This window comes from uncultured Desulfovibrio sp. (assembly GCF_944324525.1).
In the GTDB taxonomy this organism is placed as follows: domain Bacteria; phylum Desulfobacterota; class Desulfovibrionia; order Desulfovibrionales; family Desulfovibrionaceae; genus Desulfovibrio.
In genome coordinates, this window is record NZ_CALUWS010000047.1 from 1 (window position 1) to 21,006 (window position 21,006).

A 21,006-nucleotide genomic window follows, 5' to 3' on the forward strand; every position below is an offset into this window, starting at 1 on the left:
GGTCTTCGCAAACAAATCCTAACCTGCTTGGCGAGCTGCTTCCATTTTTAAATGTGCGAAACTTTCTGTACGTTATCTTCTCCCCTTTCTGCTTTCTTTTCCGTGCTCTTTCGCTGCGGAATACTTTTTCTTTGCCCTGCTTTGTGGCTTCGGCTTGCCCCTGGCGTGGGCATCGATTTTTTCGCTGGAACATGGCTCCCTTTTCTTCCGCTGGCCCGCGGATGCTGCCCGGCATCCGGGCGTGGTCGCCTCCCGGCGGGCGACCGAATGACGGCCCGAAAGGGCCGTGCCCATTAGGCGACGCAGGAGCCTTACGGGCATCGACAGCAGAGATGGGGCAGGGGATAAGGGGCTTGCGCAGCCCCTTACCCCCTACGACCCCCAACCCCGCGTTAGGGCAGCCAACCGTGACGATCTGTAAATCTGCTCAGGGAGTCCCCCCTTCCTCCTCCCTGCCGCGCGGCATTGGGCATCGCCCTTCCGCTGTCCCGCGCATGGCGCGTGACGAGCGTTCGGGCGGCGTCGGAGCTTCCGCCCCTGCGGGGCGGCGATCTCCTCCGCCCATGCCGCGCTTACGCCTGTAAGCAGGGTGTGGGGGCGTTGGGACGTATGGGGAGAGTCGCTATGCCAGGAGGCTGGGTAAAAGGCTTTCCTTTGATGATTCCGTGCGCTGTGTCTGAGTGGCTGGCAAGCGCGGTGAGCTGATGCGGGCGTTTCTCCTTTTCGCGATTGTGAGGCGATGAGGTGCTTTCTTTTGCGGTGCAGGTACGGCCTCTGCCCAGCGGCTGGGGTATATTGTCTTGGGTGTAGTTGGATGACGGTACGGTGTCCGGGTCGTTGCTGAATGTTGTTAAGGCTTGTCGTTGCAACCTTGGGTAAGGTTATGTTCGCTGAGTGATCAGTGGCAGGATAAGGCTGCGGGTAGCTGTTGTCAGCGGCAGGGAAAACGCATTATGACGTGGATGGAGGGCACGATGATCGCAAGGCTGCTGTTCTGCCTTGTGGGCTCGGCGCTGATATGGTGGCATGTCGCGTCCTGCCGTTCGGTTGCTTTGGGCAGAGCCGGCAAGTGTGCGTGTTGGGGACAGGAGTACCGTAGCCTTGCTCTTGGGATGCCGGATGCGTGAGAAAGGAGTTCTCATGGTTGAGATAACCACTCCTCGTTGTCTTCTACGGCCTATGGAAGAAAGCGATTTTCCGGCCCTTTGCCGCTATTTGCAGGATGCCGAGGTCATGCGGGCCTGGGGCCATACCTTTTCAGATGGGGAAGTTCGCGACTGGATCGCCCGCCAGCAGTCGCGCTATACTACCCCCGGCTTCGGGGCGCTGGTCATCGTTTTGCGTGCCACTGGGGAGCTGATCGGTCAATGCGGGTTGACCATGCAGTCATGTCAGGCCGTTAATTCGTTGGTGTCTGTGGCTGCCGGTTTTGCCCCGACGGCAACAGGGCCTTTGCCCGGATTCCTCCGTGAATCCGGCCCGCAGGATTTGTACGTTCCCGAAGTGGGCTATATGCTGGCGCGGCGGCACTGGGGGAAAGGCTATGCCACGGAGGCGGCACGGGCCTGTCTGCGTTTCGGCTTTGGATCGTTGCGCCTGTCGGAGATTTTTGCCTGTATCAAGGTGGGGAATACGGCTTCGCGCGCTGTGGCGCAACGCTTGAAGATGCGCAAGTGCGGCAGTTATCATAAGGAATACCGGAGCGAGCACATGCCACACGAGTTGTTTGTCCTGTGTGCTGCTGATTTTGTCCAACGTGTGGAACGGGAGGAAGAGTATGCCCTTGCTTGGCGCTGTTGATCTTGGGGGAACGCATACCCGCTACGGCCTGTTCACGCAGGATGAGCAGGGCGGCCTGCGCCTTGAGCGGGCCGCGACGGGGAAAACGTCTCTGGTGAAGGATATTGCTTCCTTGCGTGAGCAATGGGAGGCATCCGTGGGGATGGCGGCAAAGGAGCTGTCCTCCCTTGTCGTCGGTGTGGCGGGGCCGGTGCTCGATCCGCTGCATGCCACGACGAGCAATGCCGATGTACGGCTTGATCTGACGGAATGGGATGAGGGAGGCGGTCAGCCGTGCCCCTGCCGTCTGGCCAATGACTTTGTTTGCGAGGCCTATGCCTGCCTGACCGAGGTGGGCAAGCAGGCGCGTCCCGTTTTTGGGCCTGAGCCTGTGCCGGACGGCGTCCAGGCCGTGCTGGGCGCGGGTACGGGACTGGGCGCGGCGCAGCTCGTCCCGCTGAGGGGGAGCGGGCCGGACAAGGGACGCCGTGCGTTCGCGGCGGAATTCGGGCACGCGCCCTTTCCCTTCATCGGACGGGATGAGGCGGATTTTTCGGCCTTTGCCGCCAGACGTTTCGGTCGAGACTGGGTGACCGGGGATGATGTGGTGTCCGGCCGGGGCCTTGCCTGCCTGCATGCCTACTTGAGCGGCGAGGAGCTGGATCCGCAGGGGGCGGCCCGCCATCTGGAGCATGAAGGCGAGACCCTGCGCTGGTATGCCCGCTTCATGGGGCGGGTGTGCGCGCAGTGGGCCCTGTCTACGCTGTGTTACGGCGGACTGTACCTGACCGGGGGGATGGTGAAACGGCATCCTGAATTGCCGAGCCACCCCGCCTTCATCAAGGCCTTTTTCTGCGCTCCCCGTTTGCGTGTGCTTGAGCGCATCCCCCTGCGGCGGTACGCAACGGAGCTGAGCGGTCTGTGGGGAGCGGCCTGGCTGGCGGCGGCCATGCTGTCCCCGGCAGACCGGGGGCGGGAAGGATAGGCCGTTCAGCCTTGGAAAAAGGCAAAACGCGAGGGGGCGGCACGGCCAGAAAAACGCGGGGAGATCGGGAAGATCTCCCCGCGTATGCGTTGCCGTCGCGGCGGTCTGTCGGGCTCAGCCCCAGAGAACGAGGTGCGTTTCCAGCGGGGAATCCAGTCCCTTCGTAACAGGCATGACGCGCACGCCGTACATGTGCAGCCCGTTGTGGGAAGGCGTATAGGCTCCCTCATACAGCAGCATCTCCCCTGATCCTTCCTTGCGAGGATGCAGGGTCACCGTATCGGGCCTGCCGATGAAGTTGGCGCCGTCGCCGGGGCCGGCCACGAGCTGCACCAGCAGTTCTTCCGCAAGCATGTCGCCGGGGTGGAGCCGCACGCTGACCTTCATCTGATCGGCCGAGGCGTCGTCGCCGCCAAGACCGTCGATGCGGATGGTATCCATGCGCACGCTGGCGAAGCGTCCGGCCACGCCGGCTTTCCAGGCGGCAAGGCGGCGGGCCAGTGCGAAATTGTCCTTTTCCAGTTCCCTGCCGCGTACGGCGGCGGGCAGATAGTAATCCTGCATATAATCGCTGACCATGCGCTGCGAGCTGTAGCGGGCCACGAGGCTTTGCAGCGAGCGCCGCACCATGTGCAGCCACTGGGCGGGCAAGCCCTGGGCGTCACGCGCAAAGTACAGGGGCACGACCTCCTCTTCCAGCAGGCTGTACAGGCTTTCGGCGTCATCGTAATCGCATTGTTCCGGCGAGTTGTCCGGGCCTGCGGCGGCGCCGATGGTCCAGCCGTTGTCGCCAAGATAGCCTTCGCACCACCAGCCGTCCGAGACGCTGAGGTTGATGCCGCCGTTGACGGGCACTTTCTGCCCGCTGGTGCCGCTGGCCTCGTAGGGACGCCGCGGCGTATTGAGCCAGACGTCGCAGCCCTGCACCAGCAGGCGGGAGGTCGCAAGGTCATAATCCGGCAGGAAGAAGACCTTGCCCGCCAGCTCAGGGGAAACTGCCTTGCGGACGATCTCCTGCAGGATGTCGTTGCCCTGCGTATCGGCCGGATGGGCTTTGCCCGCAAAGACGAAGATGATCGGGCGGTTCTGCTGCCCCAGCAGACGCAGCAGGCGGCCCATGTCGGCAAAGAGCAGATTGGCGCGCTTGTAGGGGGCAAAGCGCCGCGCAAAACCGATGACCAGCGAGGCCGGGGACAGGCGCTGCGTCATCTGCCGCTGGGTCTCGTGCGGCACGCCGAGCGTCTTGCAGAAGGCGGGCAGACTGTTGCGTATGGCGTCGATGAGCCGCTTTTTCTGGCTTTGCCGGGCTGACCAGAGGGCATCGTCGGGGATCTCCGAAATGCTGTCCCACTGCGGGGCGTCGGGCGGCAAGGCTTCCCAGTTCGGGCCGAGGCAGCCATCCAGCAGCGGACGCATGGCCGGGCCCACATAGGACGGCACATGCACGCCGTTGGTCACATGGCCGATGGGGATCTCCGCCGGGGGGACGCCCGGCCAGCCCTCGCGCCACATCTGGCGGGAAACATGCCCGTGCAACTGGCTAACTCCGTTGGAACGGTAGGCATAGTTGAGGGCCAGTACCGTCATCTCGAAGATGTTCCGCGCACTGTTGGCATAGCGGCCCATATGGACGAAGTCCTGCCAGGAGATGCCGAGCATCTGCGTGAAGCTCTTGAAATAGGGCTCCATGCGGTCCAGCGCGAAGCGTTCATTGCCCGCATCCACGGGCGTATGGGTGGTGAAGAGCGTGCTGCCGCGCACCACTTCTCCGGCTTCGGCCACGCTGAGGCCGCTTTCCATGACGAGCTGGCGCAACCGTTCGCAGATGAGGAAGGCGGAGTGCCCTTCGTTCATGTGATAGGCGGCGGGCTTGAGGCCCAGCTCGCGCAGCAGGCGGACGCCTCCGCGTCCGAGCAGCAGCTCCTGCCGCAGGCGGATGTCGCGGTCGGCCTCATAGAGGCGGGCGGTGATCTTGCGGTCCTCGTCGGTGTTCCTGGCGACATCGCTGTCCAGCAGGTAGAGGCGCACCCGGCCCACACGCACCATCCAGATGGCGGCAAAGAGGCGGCGTCCCGAAAGCTGGAGCATGATCTCCCGCTGTTCGCCGTAGGGGTCGAGAACGGGCTCTATGGGCAGCAGAGAAAAGTCGTTCTGCACATAGGTGGCCACCTGCCGCCCTCCCGCATCGAGACGCTGGCGGAAATAGCCGTATTTATACAGCAGGCCCACGCCGACCAGCGGTATGTTGAGATCGCTGGAGGACTTGAGATGGTCGCCGGAAAGGACGCCCAGCCCGCCGGAATAGATGGGCAGGCATTCGCTCAGGCCGTATTCCGTGGAAAAGTAGGCAAGGGGATGTTCGGGGGAAAGGTCGCCGTAGTCCACGCAGGGCTCGGCCATGTAGGCGTCAAAGGCCGCAAGGGTCCGCTCGTAGAGACGGAGGTAGTCGGCATTTTCCGCCAGCGCCTGCAGGCGGACCTGATCGGCTCGCTCCACCACCATGACGGGATTATGGCCGCTTTCCCGCCAGCGGTCGGGATCGAGCTGTTCAAAAAGCGGATGGCATTCGGGATGCCAGCACCACCAGAGGTTATGGGCCAGTTCCCGCAGCCGGGCGATGGGAGCGGGCAGGCGTGCGGCCACGGAGAAGCTGTGCAGGGTCGGCGTGGCGGACATGGCTGCTTCCAGCACGCGGGTCAGGGACTGCTGCCCCTGCTGTTCGCGCGGCGCACGCTGGGCGGCCTTTTCCAGCGCCTGGGCATAGGCCTCCCGGTAGTACGCGAAAAAGTCCTGCCAGGTGCAGCGGGTGCTGAGCCGGCGAGCTTCCGCACGCCGCTTTTGCAGGTCGTCGTCGGAAAGGGAGGCGTTTTCCAGCAGCAGATCCCGCAGGGCGGCGACGCTGCTTTCATAACTGGGCTGGCTGCGGTTGATGATGTCCACGCCGTGTCCCAGCAGTTTCTGTTCCCGCACCCAGAGGCCGAATCCGGCCAGATCCGAGGTGATGGTGGGCACGGCATGGGCGGCGCTCTCCTGCGGCGTATAGCCCCACGGTTCGTACCAGGAGGGGAAGACGCCCAGATCGCAGGCGTTGAGCACCTCGTCATAGGGCATGTTGAGGAAACCGTCCTCGCCGTTGAGCAGGGCGGGAACAAAGATGACCTGAACGCGGTCCTCCGGGCCATTGTCCAGTCCCAGCCGCAGACAGGAGGTGATGATGGGGTCCTGCGCGGGATTGTAGACGTAGTGGCTGCTCAGCCAGTGGGGGCCGTAAGGGGGCTTCTTGTCCGCATCCCCGCTCACGGCGTCGGGATTGACGCCGCTGTGTCCGCCCATGACGGCGCACAGGGCCAGCAGGCAGGTCTGCGATTTGGCCAGGTCCTTGTTGACCTGCCCCAGCGCGTCGAGGAAGAGGTCTATGCCCTTGTTGTGATGCTCATACCGGCCGGAGATCATGAAGATGCGGGTATCGTCCGGCAAGGGACGGCGCAGCAGGCGGCGGGCGGCCTCCAGCACCTTGCCGCGGGCGCGCCGCGGCCGGCTGCGGTCCGCCGCGAAGTCGGGGATGGGCGCAAGGTCGATGCCGTTGGTGGTGATGACGTCCGGCACGCGGCCCAGGAAATGGGCGGCCTCGTCGGCGGTGATGCGGCTGACGGTGGTGAAGCAGTCCGCTTCCCGGGCCGAGGCCGACTCCATGGAATGCTTGGCCGTGATGTTGTAGGAGTCGGCTTCCCGCTTGGGATTGATCTGCTTCATCTGCTTGTAGATGTCGAAGCCCGCCCCGGACATGGCCCGTCCCAGCATGGTGGCATGGGTGGTGAACACCGTGCCCACGGAAGGCGCGTGCTGCCGCAGATGGAGCAGGCCGCCGCCGCACATCCATTCGTGGAAATGGGCCAGCACGGGCCCGCCTTCCGTTTCGGCCAGCGCTTTGGCGGCGATCTCGATGACTTCGCCGCAGGCCGTGCTGAACATGACCGGTTCCACATAGTCCCAGCCGCCGGAGATGGAGTCCACGCCGAAGCGGTTCCAGAGGGCGTAGAGCAGCTGGCCCTGATTGTAGCGCTCCCGGAAGCCCACCAGGATGACCTTGGGCCGGCCGGGGATGTTCCAGCGGCCGAAGCGGCAGGCAAGGTTGCGTTGCTCGAGGAGCGGGCGCAGCTGCTGCCAGCAGGGCTCGTCCGAGGGCTCGAATCCGGCATTGTCGCCCAGGTCGGGACCGAGCAGGAAATAGTTGTCGCCAAAGGCGGCGACGGCGGCCAGCGCTTTGCTGCTGACGACGGTATGGATGCCGCCTACCTTGTTGCAGACTTCCCAGCTGACTTCAAACAGCAGGCTTTTGCGCAAATCATGATCCATCTGCTCGTCCTTTGGTTGGGGTTCAGTCGAGGTGGCCGGCAGGACGGTGCGTGTCCGTGCGGGGCGGCATTCCCACAGAGTGGCCCAGCCTTGATGCGCCGTCAAGCCGCAGGGCAAAGTCCGCCATGACGTTCATGTAATTGATGTAGGCGTCATAGGGTGAACCGTAGGGATTGAAGTAGCTGTGCACGTCTCCGTCCGCGAACCACTTGGTGCACATGTAATAGAAATGATCCGATGTCTGCAGCCTGCGCCAGGTGCGCAGCAGGCCGTCGTCCCGTCGGGCCTTGACGCGTTCCTCCATGCGGTAGACGGTCTCGATGGCGTCATGCTGCATGTCGTTGCCCAGCCAGGCTGTGAGGTCGCGTTCGGCATCGGCCCAGGACATGAAGTTGTGCACGTCCAGCTCGGCCACGGGCTCGTGTTCCGCCGCCGCTTCAGACGGCGTGACGAAGCGGAAGCCCGGCAGGCGCAGGAGCCGGTCGGGCAGGGCCTCCATGAACTGGAAGATCCCGGAAGCCTCCCACTGGTGCTCGCCGAAGGTCTCGTAATCCATGAACAGATTGATGAGATCGCCCGAAAGGGCGGCCGTCCCGGCCCAGTGCGCGAATTTTTCCGCGGTCAGCGGGAATTCGGGCCAGTTGCGGTCCGAGAAGCGAAAGGCGATGTCGTCGGAAAGGCGGTAGTTCTTGAGCAGGAGTTTCAGCCTGCCGCAGCCCGCCGGCCGGTACACATAGTTGGGGCTGCGCCAGCCCAGCACATGGTCCGCGCCTTCGGCCAGGATGGCGGCATAGCCCATGTCTTCCACGGCGCGGGCCAGCGCGTTGTTGTAAATGAGCTCCGTATTGCGGAAGACCGTGGGACGGACGCCGAAAAGCTCTTCGATGCGGTCGTCATGCAGGCGCACCTGCTCCCGGAATTCTTCCGGCGAATAGAGGAAGGCAAGGGAGTGGTTGTAGGTCTCGGACAGCAGCTCCACGCAGCCGGTGGCGACGAGCTCCCGGTAGCTCTGGATGAGCTCCGGCGCGTAGGCCACGAACTGATCCAGCGCCGTGCCGGAAAGGGAAAAGCTCACCTTGAAGCGTCCCTCATGCCGGCGGATCAGGGAGAGCAGCAGGGCATTCATGGGCAGATAGCATTTGCGCGCGACCTTGAGGAGGATGTCGCAATTGGCGTTCTCATCTTCGTAAAAGGCGTCCGCGCCGATGTCGAAAAAGGTGTAATGGCGCAGGCGGTAGGGCTGATGCACCTGAAAGTAGAAGCAGACGGCGGCCATGATCAGTTCCTCCCTGTCACAAGGCTATCGTAGACGGCTCGTATCTTGCCGGCGGCATTTTCCCAACGGATATGCTTCAGTTCCTCACGGCAGTTGCGCACCTCTTCCGCGGCCAGCACGGGATAGGTGAGCAGCGCGCAGATCTTGTTGGCCATTTCGCGCACATCCCAGAAGTCCACCCGGATGGCGTTGCGCAGCACCTCCACCACGCCCGACTGACGGGACACGATGACCGGCACGTCGTAGGCCATGGCTTCCAGCGGCGCGATGCCGAAAGGTTCGGAAACGCTGGGCATGACGTAGACGTCGCTCATGGCGTACATGCGGTCCACGTCTTCGTTTTTGAGGAAGCCCGTGAAATGGAAGCGGCTGCCCATGCGCAACTGGCCTACGCGGCGTACCATGTGCGGCAGCATGTCGCCGCTGCCGGCCATGATGAAGCGGGTATGCGGCAGGCGGTCCAGCACCAGGCGGGCGGCCTCCACAAAGTAGTCCGGCCCTTTCTGGTAGGTGATGCGTCCCATGAAGAGCACGCGCTTTTCGTGGGCGCACAGCGGCGGCAGGGGATAGGTTCGGGTGATGTCGCTGCGGGACACGGCATTGTGGACGACCACGATCTTGTCCTCCGGTATGCCGTAATCCCGCATGACGAGCTGTTTGGTGTAATGGCTGACGGCGATGACCTTGTCGGCCGCCTCCATGCCCGCCCGTTCCAGATCGGCGATGGCCTGATTGACGTTGTGCCCGCTGCGGTCGGATTCCAGCGCATGGATATGGACGACCAGCGGCTTGCCGGTAAGCTGTTTGGCCAGCATGCCCGCCGGATAGGTCATCCAGTCATGGGCATGGATGACGTCGCAGGGCGTGCGGCGGGCAATGGCGGCCGCAGCGCAGGCATAGCGCCGCACCTCCTGCATGAGGTCCTGCCCGTAGCCGCCGTGCAGCAGGATCTCCCTGTCCGGGCGCGGCACGTCAGCCGAAGCGGCGTCCCCCGGCAGCCGGTCCATCCCCGCTTCATGCAGGATGGAGCGTTGCGCGCGCTTGCCCGCCGTCAGCCGGTCCCGCGCGGCCCACTGGCCGTATTCGCGCAGGTAGCCTTCCTCCGTCAGATAGGGGTGCAGGGGGGAGTCGATATATTCCAGATGCAGCCTGTGCTCCCAGATCCGGCGCAAGGCCGCATCCAGAGCGTACCATTCGTTTCCCGTCACGAAGCGACGTTCCCCCCGGGCCGGCCCCGCATGGCGGACGCGGGCAAGGCCGCCATGCAGGCGTGTGCCGGAGGCGGAAAGCAGGGTGAGGCCCGGTTCCGTCTCCTGCGGCTGCCTGTGGCCGGTGCGCGGCAGCACGAAGACGACGCCGGTCCCCCTGGCGGCCAGCGCCGAGGCCATGCCCTTGCAGGCCGTGCCGAGGCCGCCGCTCTTGAAGGGAGGGAATTCCCAACCGAACATGAGCACGCGCATGGTCTATTCTCCTTGCGTGAGCTGGCTCTCCCAGCGGGCATAGCATCCCGGGGCGGCCTTTTGCAGGGTGACGAGCAGGCGCAGGCATTCGGCCACGCTCCAGGCTTGCGCTATGCAGCCGTCCGGCAGATGCGGCGGGTCGCCGTCGAAGATCTCCGACAGGCTGCCGATGCCGGCCTCCCGCAGGTGGCGGCTGAAAAGGGGCGTGAGGGTCTGCAGGGTATCCCGCACGGCCCCCTCCTCGTCCCAGGCGGCACGCAGCAGGGCATCCCCGTACGCGCCCAGCAACCACGGCCAGACCGTGCCCTGATGATAGGCGCTGTCGCGGGATTCCGGGCCGCCTTCATAGAGCGGCCGGTATTCCGCTGCGCTGGGGGCCAGCGTGCGCAGGCCGTAGGGCGTCAGCAGGCATTGGCGCACGCGGGAGACCACGCTTGCGTACGCGTCCTCTTCCAGGATGGGATAGGGCAGGGAGACCGCAAAGAGCTGATTGGGCCGTACCCGCCTGTCCTGCTCCCCTTCGCGCCAGACGTCGGCCAGATAATCGCCAAGGGGATCGCTGATCCAGTGGCGATGCTGGAAGACCAGCCGCATGCGGGCGCGCTGCTCCCGGCTGTCCTGCCAGTGGGCGATGTCGAGACGGCGGGCCAGATCGTCGGCGAAGGCCAGCGCATTGAACCAGAGGGCGCTGATCTCCACGGGCTGTCCGTGCCGGGGAGTGACGGGACGGCCGTGCACGGCCGCATCCATCCAGGTGAGCTGGGTGGTGGCGTCCCCCACGTTCAGGAAGCCTTCGGCGTCGGGGGTGACGTGAGGGGCCTTGCCGCCGCGGTAAGCCTCGATGATGGCGCGGATGGCCGGCCAGCAGTGGCGCTTGACGAAATCGAGCCGGTCCGGAGCGGTCTTGAGCAGCATCTGTACGGCCCAGACATACCAGAGCGAGGCATCCACGCAGTTGTAGGCATGGTTGCCGTCCGGGGAAAAGACGTTGGGGACGAGGCCGTCTTTGACGGCGGCGCCCAGGCAGGCAAGGATGTGCTCGCCCGCTTCCCGCCGGCCGGCAAAGAAGGTCAGGCCGGGCAGGGCGATGAGCGTGTCCCGCCCCCAGGCCCCGAACCAGTGATACCCGGCCACCACGGCGTCCGGAAGGGCGGAGGGAGTCTCCGCCGGCGCAAGGGAGGGCGTCCGGCAGAGGAAGCGTTCCCCCTCCCGGCATAATTGCCCCTGCAGGGTCCGCGCCGCTTCTTCCGCCGCAAGACGCCGTTCTTGCTCGGCCTGCCAGAGGGCATCAAGGGCATGGCGCGCATGCTCGCGCTGCAGGCTCTCCGTGGCGGCGGTGAAGTAGACGGGCTTCCCGGGCTCAAGGGCGATATCGAAGACGCCGGGCATGAGCAGGTCTTCCTGAAAATCGAAGCCGCGTTCCTGCTCGGCCAGATATTCGACGGCATAATACCAGTCCGGCGCGGAGCGGAAGACGGATGCGCCGTCCACCTGCAGGAAAAGCGGCGGCAGGGCGGGATCCGGCTGGACGCTCACGCCGAACAGGGTGGGGGAAGCGGCAGCGGCGGGCGAACCGCCGGCGTGCCGGACGGCGTGCATGTTGCGGCAGGCCAGCAAGGGTTTGAGGCGCAGGGTCAGGGGGGGCGTCTCCGGGCTGGTGACGGCAGCCTCATAGCGGATGAGCAGGACATGGCGGCCGGGTAGGAACATGAGCTCGCGCGTGACGAACACGTCGCCGAAGCGGTAGCGGAAGCGGGGAAGGCAGCCCAGCCCGGCCGACTGCATGTACTCATGGCCGCGAGGATAATAGACGCCCGGATGCTTGCGGCAGGAGAAGAAAAATTCCCTGTCGGCCATGAGCAAGGATTCTTCCAGGGTGGAGAGCAGCACATGCCGGCCTGCCGGACGGGCCAGCTCCGTAACGAACAAACCATGATATTTGCGGGTATGGCAACAAACCAGCGTACTTGAAGCATAATCGCCAAGCCCGTTCGTCTCCAGCCATTCACGCCGAAGCGATTTGCGAAGATTCTGACAGGCGGGACGATCAAAGAGAAACTGCATGGGTCACATCCTTGAAGGGTGAAAGTGTCCTGTCGGTATGATGCGCAAGCAGGGGAAATGTGGTGCTGTGTGCCCGGTGACGATGATTGCGCCGCTACGCTATGGGCGGGTATCCTCCTTTGAGAAAAATGTAGCAGGTTTCTTCCGCTTTGTCTCTGTTTCACAGGGAGAAATGCGCCCCAAAAACAAAAATACGCTTTCCCGCGTCAAAAAAGTCGCAGGAAAGCGTCGTGTGGAAGCGTGGTGAGCTGGGGACGGACACCGCGTGCGGTCGGAGTCTGTCCGCCCGGGGATGGGGCTGCCGGATGTCCTTACTACTTGTCCGACAAGGCAAGATGGAGGTCGATATAATTTTCCGCCAGCGTTTCCGGGGAAAGCGAGAGGCACAGCCGCTGCCGGTCGGCAGGCGCAAAGGTCAGCAGCCAGTCGCGCGCCTGTTCCCCCAGATGCACCCATTCCCGCAGCGGCAGGTGCAGGGCGGCGGGACAGCATTGATAGAGATGGAGGGCGTCATGGACAAGGACGATGGGGAAGAGGCCGCAGGCGATGGGCCGTCGCGGTCGCGGCAGGCGGCAGCCCTGCGGCCCACAGGACTTGCAGCCCCGGTCATCCAGACAAGGCGTCGTGGGATCGAGCAGATAAAAGTCGTCTTCCAGATGCGCATGGCATTGCGCGGGCAGCAGCGGCATGGGAAAGGGCGTGGCGGAATCCTGCGGCCCGCAGCAGTAGCGGCAGTCCGCGCAATAGGCGTTGTGCAGATAGCCGTCCGCCCAGCGGACGTCCCGTCGCTGGGGGAAGTTCGCCTCCCAGAGGCGGAAATAGTGCTGAAAATCATTGGCCATACGGGGTCTCCTGTAATGGGCGGGATCGCTTTTCATGCTAGTGCGGGCCGCCGTGAAAGGCAAAGGATAAAATCTGTCTGCTTTTCAAGATGGTTACAGAAAATTTTGCGGAAAAACGGCAAAGGATGAAAAAAAGGCTTGCCAAGGGGGCTGTCTCCGGCTATGGTATTTCTCGCGCCGAAGTGGTGGAATTGGTAGACACGCTAGGTTCAGGGTCTAGTTCTCGCAAGGGAGTGGGAGTTCGAGTCTCCCCTTCGGCACCAGTGGAAAGCAGCAGCCGGAATCCTCAGGGGTTCCGGCTGTTTTTTTAGGGCATCCCGCCTTTGAAAAAGCAGGACACGCGGCGGCGGCACAGCGTCGCCCGGTCCAAGGCAGGCGGAATGCCCGCGTTTTTTCCCGCGCAACGACGGGCCGTATGGTTTGAAACGTGAAGCGTTTCAAACGGAAAACGCTCGTAAGCGGGAAGAGCGCGACGCGGGCGCGCGGCGTCAGGCCGGCAAGGACGCCCTGCTATCCCCAAGCTTGTCGTCGTCTCCGGCGTCGTCGTCCCGGGTATCGGCGTTTTGGGCATCGACGCTCTGGGCGGACATGCGTCGGGCCAGGGCGACGGAGAATATCCCCTGCGTCTCCATGCGCTGATCGGTCTTGATGAACCCGGCCTCCGCCGCGAGACTGTCCATTTCGGTCTGCGAACGGCAGCGCATGATCCACGGTCTGCCGCCCCGGTGGCTGGTCAGCACGCGGGCGATGAGCTCCTGCTGCGGATGCCACGGCTGGTTGGTGTAGACAAGATAGCCGACGTCCGCCACGGCCGCCGCCAGTCCCTGCAGGGAGGCCAGCACCGGCCCGTTGTCGGGAAAAAGCTCGTACAGGCCGGAGACCACGACCAGCGTCGGCCGTGGACGGATCGCCGCGAGACCGGCGGCGTCAAAGGCGTCGCCCGTGACGCAGCGCACCCTGCCGGCAAGGCCGCGTTCCGTAGCGCGCCGCCTCGCCATCTCCACATTGTGCGGGTCGATGTCCCGCAGCAGTGCCTCATCCCAGCCGTCCGGGCCGATCTTTTCCAGCATGTCCAGCACATAGCGGCCATGTCCGGCGGCGATGTCCAGGATGCGCACCGGCAGCCCTTCCGTGCGGAGGCGGCGCGCGGCAAGCTCCAGCAGTTCTTCCACCAGTTCCTTGCGGCGGCGGATGCCCGTCCAGCCGGGACTGTTCAGGTAGATCCCGTCCAGCAGGCGACCCGGCGCCGTACGGCCGCCGACAGTGTTGCGGTAGACGTAATCCAGCGTGGCGCCGGAATCGAAGCCGGTATCCCGCCCCAGCTTCAGGCCGGGCGAGAGCGGGGCCGCCAGCGGCAGCAATCGACGCAGCAGGCGGAAGCCCAGTCCCCGGAGCGAGCTGAGGGGGAGCGGCGCTTCCAGTCGTCTGTAGGTACGGGCCGACGGCCCCACCCTGTCCGCCCAGAGCAGGGCGGAACGGACGGGAGCGGGCAGGCGGCTCGTGCCGCGCTCCCGAGGCGGCGCGAAAACGCTGTCGATGAAGGCGCGCATGGCCGCGAAGGCCTGGTCGCGGTCCCGCTCGCCAAACGTATCGTGGAAGAATCCCGGCAGGACGTGACGCTCGCTGAGCGGATGCGGGAGGGCCTCGTAAAAACGGTGCTGCGGCCCGTGCCGGACGACCACGTCACTGCCCGAGATGAAGAGCTGTACGGGAACGGCAATGGCCGAGGCGTCCGCGACGATGCGTTCGGACAAGGCATGCAGCCCTGTGAGCAGGCGTGCGGAGACGGCGCGGCTGATCAGCGGATCCGCCCTGAAGGAGGCGGCGCGCTCCTGATCATGGGTCAGCAGGCCGGCCTTGACGTAGGAATTGACGAAAAAGTTGCCGCACAGCTTCAGGCGAAGCGCGATGGCCTGCCGGGCAAAGGGCACATACAGCTTTATCCTGAAGGCCGGGGAGCCGAGGATGAGGCCGCGTACCGGCGGCGCGTAATCATGCGCCCAGGCGGCGGCAAGCACCGCGCCGACGCTCTGGGCCAGCACGATCATGTTTTCCGGCGGGATGCCGTGCGCGGCGGCGATGTGCCGGACGAATCCGTCCACATCCCGCACGAGGGTCTCGATATCCGGCGCGTCGCCGCGCCTGCCGGGGGACTGGCCGTGCCCGCGCGCATCCCAGGCAAAAAAATGGAAGCGATCCAGCCCCAGTTCCTGGACGATATGCTCCATCCGTCCCGAGTGCTCATGGCCTCGGTGCAGCATGACGACGGCCCGTTCGGAGCCGTCCTCCGGCGGGGTCGGGGCCGGCCAGTGGCGGTAAAAAAGCTCTGTGCCGTCAGAGGCGGCGAAGGTTCGGAAGACGGCCTGACGCGGGGATGTCGTCGATGTCGTCATGATGGCTCCTGTTCGGGATCATGCGTATCCGTCATCGTCGTCCTGCGGGTCGGCAAGTCCGGCGAGCGTCTGCGCGCGAAGGTTCTCAAAAAGGCTGCGTATCTGCCGGGGGAAGGCCTCCCTGTCCGTGGTGGGGAAAAAGGGAGCGCCGGCGCAGATGTCGATAAAGATCGGCACGGGGATCCGGCATCCCTTGGGCAGGGAGCGCCCCGGCCCGTGCAGATAGACCGGACAGACCGGCACACGCGGGAAGCGGCGCGCCAGATGGCGCAGGCCGGGTTTGATGTCGCCCATGACGTCCGGAGCGCCGCGCGTGCCTTCGGGAAAAAGGATGAGGACATTCCCCCGCTGCAGGGCGGCGGCCGCCGGGCCCAGCGGATCCCTGCCGCCGTGACGTGCGATGGGCACCAGTCCGGCGAAGCGTTCCGCCAGGAAACGGCGTACGCTGCCGGAGAAGAAATAGTCGGCCGCCGCGGCGATGCTGATGGACGGAGCAAGGCCGATGGGAAAGAGGCTGAACAGGATCAGGGCGTCCAGGTGGCTGTTGTGATTGGCGATGACGATGGCCGGGCCGCGCCGGGGCAGGTGCTCCGCGCCGCGCAGGCTGTAGCCCAGCCAGAACACCGTCACGATGCGGACGGCAAGAGCAAAGAGTGTTCGGCAAAGCGCGTCCATGCTCAATAATAAAGGTAGAAGATCAGATGGAAAAAGAGGGGCGCGGTGAAGGTCAGGGAGTCGAGCCGGTCAAGGATGCCGCCATGACCAGGCAGGAGCGTGCCGGAATCCTTGACGCCCACGTCCCGCTTGACGGCGCTCATGACGACATCTCCCAAAAAGCCGCAGATGCCGATGAGCAGTCCCGCCCCAAGGGCGCGGAGCGGCGTGAGCGGGCTGAACAGCGGACCCAGCAGCACGGCCGCCGCCGCGGTGGTGCCTATGCCGCCCAGCAGACCTTCCCAGGTCTTGCGGGGGCTGACCAGCGGCAGCACGGCATGCCTGCCCAGGGCCTTCCCCCAGAGGAACTGGGCGACGTCGTTGATCTCGGTGAGAAAGAGCAGGAGGAAGAGCATGGACGCGCCGGTGACCGTCCCGTGCGGCCCTGTCCTGTCCGGCAGCGACAGCAGGAAGGCCATATGGCTGAGGCTGTAGACGGTGGTCATGAGTCCCCAGTGCAGCGTGGCCGTGGCGCGCAAAAAGCCCTTGGGATGCCCCGCCAGCACCATCCGGACCGGCAGGAAGAGGAACAGGTAGACCGGGATGAAGATGATGAACATGCCGTACCAGCGTATTCCCGCCCAGAGATATTGCAAGGGGATGGCGATATAGGCCCAGAGGAAGGCCCACCTGTCCTGACGCCGGGCAGGCGTCAGCGTGATGAATTCCTTGAAGGCCAGAAAGCTCACCAGACCGAGCAGCACATACGGCCAGGGAGAAGGCGCGAGCAGGACGGGCAGCAGGAAGAGAAAGATGACTCCCCACGTCCTGATGCGCGACAGGATCTCCGCTCGGGAAGGCGAGCCCTCCGGCAACAGAAGGCCGGCAAGCAGCCAGGCCAGGCCGATGAGAAGACCGACAAGGGCCAGCGCCACGGACAGGGCATTCATGCGTCGGACTCCGCAAGGGCCGCGCGCAGGCGGTTGAAGACCGTCCAGAGCATGAGCGCCGCGCAGAGGCAAAGCCCGGCGGTGAGGATATGGCTCGCCTGCCAGCCGTCGGGGAGAGGCAAGGCCGGCAGCAGGCCCGCCAGGCCGAGCAGCAGCGCACGGTCGCTCTTGCCGCAGGGGCCGTCATAGCGCCGGGAAGCGCCGATGAGCGGGCCCAGCAAGCCGGCAAATTCCGTCAGCAGCGCAAGCCAGATGACGCAGGCCACGAGCGCCGCGGGAACGCCGGGAAGCAGGGCCAGCGGAGCGAAAAGCGCGGCATCGGCCACCACGTCGCCCATTTCGTTGAGCAGCGCGCCGAGGCGGCTTTGCTGCCGGTATTCACGAGCCAGGATGCCGTCAAGGGCATTGAGCGCCATGCGCAGGAACAGGCAGACGGGAAGAAGTCCCCACAGCAGGGGGGCGTCGGGGAAGCAGGCGAGCAGGGCGGCATAGAGAAGGGAGAGCAGGCAAGCGGCCGCCGTCACCTGATTGGCGGTCACTCCGGCGGCGGCCAGACCGCGGGCGAACGGGCGCAGCAGAGCGACGAAAGCCGGCTTGAGCCTGTAGACCGAGATCGACATCCTTTCCTCCTGGTAGACGGTGTGCCGTCAGCAGCGGCAAAGCATATGGCCATACAATCTATTAAGCTAGTTTTTTGGTCAAGCTCTTTTCCGTCATCCGGCAAGTTATCCCGCTGCTCGTATCCCTCAGCATTTTTCAGCGGCAGGCAAGCGGCCCGGCAAGAAGTCGTGCCTGCCGCCAGACCGCACAAAAGGCGTTTTTTCGGCGCAAAAAGGAGCGCCAAAAAAATTGGCAAAAAAAGCTTGCCAGAGGTCACCGTTTTCGCTATGTTCTTTCTCGCGCCGAAGTGGTGGAATTGGTAGACACGCTAGGTTCAGGGTCTAGTTCTCGCAAGGGAGTGGGAGTTCGAGTCTCCCCTTCGGCACCAGATTTCAAAGGCCGTTGCCGTATCGAAGGCAACGGCCTTTTTCGTTATGGTTTTGGCCGGCAGCGCCGCCCGGCACGGAACGGGAGATCAGCCGTGATGCGCCGGCGATGCGGGCGGCGGAGGGCCGCCATCATATGGACAAGGCGTATTTTCTTCGATATGCAGCAATAGGGCATTCAGTTCGTAACGTTTCGCGTTTCTAACCATACGGCCCGTCGTTTCGCGGAAAAAGCGCGGATTTTCCGTTCACATGGGGCCGGGCGGCGAGTTTTCCTTATTCCCAAGGCAAAACGCGCTGAAAGGTCGTCGCGGGAGGGGGCATGGATCCGTTGTACTGGCTGATAGCCGCGCTGCTGCTCGGCGCGGTGGAAGCTGCCGTTCCGGCGGGCGTTTTCCTTTTTTTCGGCCTCGGGGCCCTGGCGAGCTGTCTGCTTGCGCTGTTGGTGGATCAGCTGGTCTGGCAGATGGCGTGTTTTGCCGTTATGTCCCTGCTGAGCTTGGCGCTGCTCCGCGGCTGGTGGCGCGGGCTGTTCAGCGGCAGGGCGATCCCCGCCGGCGAGGAGGTCGAACATCCCTTGATCGGGCAGCAGGGGTGCGTGCGCGAAGCCATCTCCCCGCTGCAGCCCGGCGTGGTGGAGGTCGGCGGTTCTTTCTGGCGGGCCGTGGCTGAGGGGCCGGAGGAGTCCCTGCCCGCGGGGACGCCCGTCATCGTTCAAGGCGCTTTGCCGCAGGACGGGCTGATGCTGCGGGTGGCCGCCCGTGTCGCGGACGGCTCTTCCCGGTCTGCGGGATGATCGTCAGTTTCTTCAGAAAGGAGAAAGCGTGATGGATGATTCTAGCATGTCCTGGCTCGTTTCCGGGGCGATACTGATCCTTGTCGTTATGGTCCTGAGCCGTTGCGTGGCCATCGTGCCTACCCAATCCGCTTTCATCGTCGAGCGGCTCGGCAAGTTTCGCGGCGTGCTGCATGCCGGCTTCCATGTGCTGGTGCCGTTTTTTGACCGCATCGCCTACCGGCGTTCCCTCAAGGAGCAGGTTTTGGACGTGCCCGAACAGACCTGCATCACCCGCGACAATGTGAGCGTGAGCATCGACGGCGTGCTGTTCCTGCAGGTGCTCTCGCCCGAAAAATCCGCCTACGGCATCTCGGATTACGAGTGGGGCGCTATCCAGCTGGCGCAAACGGCCCTGCGTTCGGCCATCGGCAAGCTGGAGATGGACAAGACCTTTGAGGAGCGCTCCCGCATCAATCAGGAAGTGGTGGAGGCGCTCGACGATGCTACCGCCGCCTGGGGCGTCAAGGTGTTGCGCTATGAGATACGCGACATCACGCCTCCTGCCTCGGTGATGGAAGCCATGGAGAAGCAGATGCGCGCCGAACGCGAAAAGCGCGCGGCCATCGCCCAGTCCGAAGGGGACATGCAGTCCCGGATCAATCTGGCCGAAGGCGCCAAGGCGGCCGCCATTGCCGAATCGGAAGGCCTCAAGCAGGCCATGATCAACAAGGCGGAAGGGGAAGCCGCGCAGATCCGCACCGTGGCGCAGGCCACGGCCGACGGTCTGGATTCCGTGGCGCGGCGTCTCGAGGCCGACGGCGGCGTGGCGGCGGCCCAGCTGCGTCTTGCCGAGGCCTATGTGGAAAAGTTCGGTGAACTGGCCAAGACCGGCACGACCACCATCATCCCGGCCAATGTGGGCGACGTGGCGGGCATGGTCGCCACGCTGACGAACCTGCTGCGGCCCGGCGAGGGGCTTTCCGCCCGCACGACGATGCAGAAGCCGCCCCGTGCATGAAGCGGGATGCGGCAGCGGCCCGGGAAAAGGACGGACGGCGTATCGCCGGGCCGTCCTTTTTTACGGGTGCTGTCGGACGCCGGTCCTCCGCTTCTCGCCAAAAGGGCGCGCATGAACATTTTCAGCTTGAAACGCTTTGCATCCCAAACCATACGTCCTGTCGTTTCGTGAAAAAAATGCGTTTTATTCGCTCACGTTGGGCCGGACGGCGCTGTGTCGCCGCCTCACGTATGCCTTTTGCCGGGGCAAAACGCTCATGCGCCGAAAATATGCTGCCAGAGCAGGGAAAGAGGCGGCGCAAGGAGCAGGGCGGGCAGCATGTTGATGACCGGAAACATGCGGATGCCGCACATCCGCAGGCTCGTGGCCGCAAAGATGACCCCGCCGCAGGCGGTGAAGTCGCCCAGCAGGGGGGGCGTCATGAACGGGGCGCAGAAGTTGCCGCACAGGTAGCAGAGGGCCAGGACCGCAAACTGCGGCAGAGCGATGCAGCCCACGATCCCGCCAAAGACGGCCCCGAACAGCAGACCGCTGAAAATGTCCAGCACCGCCTTTGCCAGCAGGATGTCCGGCTTGCCGGTGATGGCTTCGGTGACGGCGCCGAAAATGCCCATGCTCCCGAAGCAGAAGGCGGAAACGAGGGTGACGAGGCTGAGGACCGTGGCCTCGTCCACCGGCATGTCCCGGCGGCGTGTCGCCAGAAGGAGCTTTTTGATGATGGCGGACAGGAGCCTCTCGGCAAAGAAGAGTTCTCCGAGCAGCGTGCCCAGCAGAAGCGCCGCCACGACGACGGGCATGGCCGCCACTTTGTTCACCAGCGTCATGCCCATGCACAGGGTGACCACGCCAAAGATGGGCGGCAGGCTCTCCTTGATGCGTTTGGGAACGAGGTGGGAGCTGTACGCTCCAGCCAGCCCGCCGGCGAGCAGGCATCCGCTGTCGATGATGGGGCCGATCATGGAACCTCCTGACGTTTTCGCATGATACAGGGAACGGATATCCGAGTATGGCTCGAAACATAGGCCGCGCGAAATGTCAAGACGAAAGAGACGTCAGGCCTCGGGCAGGGGGAGAAGGAAGGGGCGGGCCGGCGCGGAAAAAGGAAGAGGGGACGGACGCCGGCGTCATTCAGGGGTGGTAAACACAAATCTTGCAAATTATTTGTGAACGTTTTTCCCTTGCATAGGCTAAATGTAAGACAGCGGCACAGTGCCGCCAAACAAAAGTAAGCGGAAACCCCCGCGTTTTTTCGGGAAAACGACAGGCCGTGCCGTTGGAAACGCGAAGCGTCTCAAACGGAAAATGTTTTAATAGACACTATGGATTTGGCCCTGTACGCTCCGCCTCCTTGGGGGGCGAGGTTGCCCCGTGTCTCTGACACGTTCCCCGGTAAAAGCGCGCTGGGGAAGGGATGGGGGGCTTGGGGGGAAGGGGAACCCCTCCCGCGCCGGCGGAGGGGTTCCCC

The 21,006-nt window shown here is 64.3% G+C and carries 16 protein-coding genes and 2 tRNA genes; 7 read left to right on the top strand and 11 right to left on the bottom strand.

Going from position 1 to position 21,006, the window contains the following annotated elements:
* A partial coding sequence (locus tag Q0K12_RS10305) for a hypothetical protein (protein WP_297262641.1) occupies positions 1-235 on the bottom strand: 235 nt, incomplete at its 3' end.
* Positions 236-1,140: 905 nt separating this feature from the next.
* Between Q0K12_RS10305 and Q0K12_RS10310 the strand changes: the two genes are divergently transcribed.
* Together Q0K12_RS10310 and Q0K12_RS10315 are read left to right on the top strand one after the other, a co-directional pair.
* Positions 1,141-1,800 carry a GNAT family N-acetyltransferase gene (locus Q0K12_RS10310; RefSeq protein WP_297262643.1) on the top strand — a complete coding sequence of 220 codons (660 nt, stop codon included), beginning with the start codon at positions 1,141-1,143 and terminating at the stop codon, positions 1,798-1,800.
* The gene (locus Q0K12_RS10315; protein ID WP_297262645.1) at positions 1,778-2,764 is read left to right on the top strand and encodes an ROK family protein; all 987 of its coding nucleotides are present in this window, start codon (positions 1,778-1,780) and stop codon (positions 2,762-2,764) included. Before Q0K12_RS10310 ends, Q0K12_RS10315 begins: the two co-directional genes overlap by 23 nt.
* 114 nt (positions 2,765-2,878) lie before the next feature.
* On the opposite strand, the gene glgP is transcribed toward Q0K12_RS10315, so the two are convergent.
* The 4 genes from glgP to Q0K12_RS10335 are packed head-to-tail and all read right to left on the bottom strand — an operon-like array spanning position 2,879 to position 11,920.
* The gene (glgP, locus tag Q0K12_RS10320) at positions 2,879-7,120 is read right to left on the bottom strand and encodes an alpha-glucan family phosphorylase (protein ID WP_297262647.1); all 4,242 of its coding nucleotides are present in this window, start codon (positions 7,118-7,120) and stop codon (positions 2,879-2,881) included.
* A 22-nt stretch (positions 7,121-7,142) separates the two neighbouring features.
* Positions 7,143-8,396 carry a glycoside hydrolase family 57 protein gene (locus tag Q0K12_RS10325; RefSeq protein ID WP_297262649.1) on the bottom strand — a complete coding sequence of 418 codons (1,254 nt, stop codon included), beginning with the start codon at positions 8,394-8,396 and terminating at the stop codon, positions 7,143-7,145.
* Positions 8,397-8,398: 2 nt separating this feature from the next.
* Positions 8,399-9,856, bottom strand: coding sequence for a glycosyltransferase (locus Q0K12_RS10330; RefSeq protein WP_297262651.1), 1,458 nt, complete (start codon positions 9,854-9,856; stop codon positions 8,399-8,401).
* 3 nt (positions 9,857-9,859) lie between these two features.
* Positions 9,860-11,920, bottom strand: a complete 2,061-nt coding sequence (locus tag Q0K12_RS10335) for an amylo-alpha-1,6-glucosidase (protein WP_297262653.1) — start codon at positions 11,918-11,920, stop codon at positions 9,860-9,862.
* A 37-nt stretch (positions 11,921-11,957) separates the two neighbouring features.
* Between Q0K12_RS10335 and Q0K12_RS10340 the strand changes: the two genes are divergently transcribed.
* Positions 11,958-12,167: a hypothetical protein gene (locus tag Q0K12_RS10340; RefSeq protein WP_297262655.1), complete on the top strand. Its 210-nt coding sequence runs from the start codon at positions 11,958-11,960 to the stop codon at positions 12,165-12,167.
* A 67-nt stretch (positions 12,168-12,234) separates the two neighbouring features.
* Here Q0K12_RS10340 and Q0K12_RS10345 read toward each other — a convergent pair whose 3' ends face one another.
* A complete protein-coding gene (locus Q0K12_RS10345) occupies positions 12,235-12,762 on the bottom strand; it encodes a hypothetical protein (RefSeq protein ID WP_297262657.1) in 528 nt (175 codons plus the stop codon).
* Positions 12,763-12,938: 176 nt separating this feature from the next.
* On the opposite strand from Q0K12_RS10345, the gene Q0K12_RS10350 reads away from it, so the two are divergent.
* Positions 12,939-13,025: transfer RNA gene (locus tag Q0K12_RS10350), tRNA-Leu, on the top strand.
* A gap of 225 nt (positions 13,026-13,250) precedes the next feature.
* On the opposite strand, the gene Q0K12_RS10355 is transcribed toward Q0K12_RS10350, so the two are convergent.
* From Q0K12_RS10355 to Q0K12_RS10370, 4 genes are read right to left on the bottom strand one after another with little or no spacing between them, the layout of a single operon-like run.
* On the bottom strand, positions 13,251-15,155 hold the full coding sequence (locus tag Q0K12_RS10355; protein ID WP_297262659.1) for a bifunctional alpha/beta hydrolase/class I SAM-dependent methyltransferase: 1,905 nt from the start codon (positions 15,153-15,155) through the stop codon (positions 13,251-13,253).
* An 18-nt stretch (positions 15,156-15,173) separates the two neighbouring features.
* A complete protein-coding gene (locus Q0K12_RS10360) occupies positions 15,174-15,830 on the bottom strand; it encodes a lysophospholipid acyltransferase family protein (protein ID WP_297262661.1) in 657 nt (218 codons plus the stop codon).
* Between the two features lie 2 nt (positions 15,831-15,832).
* The gene (locus Q0K12_RS10365; protein WP_297262663.1) at positions 15,833-16,759 is read right to left on the bottom strand and encodes a phosphatidate cytidylyltransferase; all 927 of its coding nucleotides are present in this window, start codon (positions 16,757-16,759) and stop codon (positions 15,833-15,835) included.
* A complete protein-coding gene (locus tag Q0K12_RS10370; protein WP_297262665.1) occupies positions 16,756-17,379 on the bottom strand; it encodes a CDP-alcohol phosphatidyltransferase family protein in 624 nt (207 codons plus the stop codon). Before Q0K12_RS10370 ends, Q0K12_RS10365 begins: the two co-directional genes overlap by 4 nt.
* A gap of 281 nt (positions 17,380-17,660) precedes the next feature.
* Between Q0K12_RS10370 and Q0K12_RS10375 the strand changes: the two genes are divergently transcribed.
* The 3 genes from Q0K12_RS10375 (at position 17,661) to Q0K12_RS10385 (ending at position 19,541) form a co-directional block, all read left to right on the top strand.
* Positions 17,661-17,747, top strand: a tRNA-Leu gene (locus Q0K12_RS10375).
* Positions 17,748-18,067: 320 nt separating this feature from the next.
* A complete protein-coding gene (locus Q0K12_RS10380; RefSeq protein WP_297262667.1) occupies positions 18,068-18,541 on the top strand; it encodes an NfeD family protein in 474 nt (157 codons plus the stop codon).
* Positions 18,542-18,572: 31 nt separating this feature from the next.
* Positions 18,573-19,541: a stomatin-like protein gene (locus Q0K12_RS10385; protein ID WP_297262671.1), complete on the top strand. Its 969-nt coding sequence runs from the start codon at positions 18,573-18,575 to the stop codon at positions 19,539-19,541.
* A gap of 254 nt (positions 19,542-19,795) precedes the next feature.
* On the opposite strand, the gene Q0K12_RS10390 is transcribed toward Q0K12_RS10385, so the two are convergent.
* A complete protein-coding gene (locus tag Q0K12_RS10390) occupies positions 19,796-20,500 on the bottom strand; it encodes a DUF554 family protein (protein WP_297262669.1) in 705 nt (234 codons plus the stop codon).
* Between the last annotated feature and the right edge of the window lie 506 nt (positions 20,501-21,006).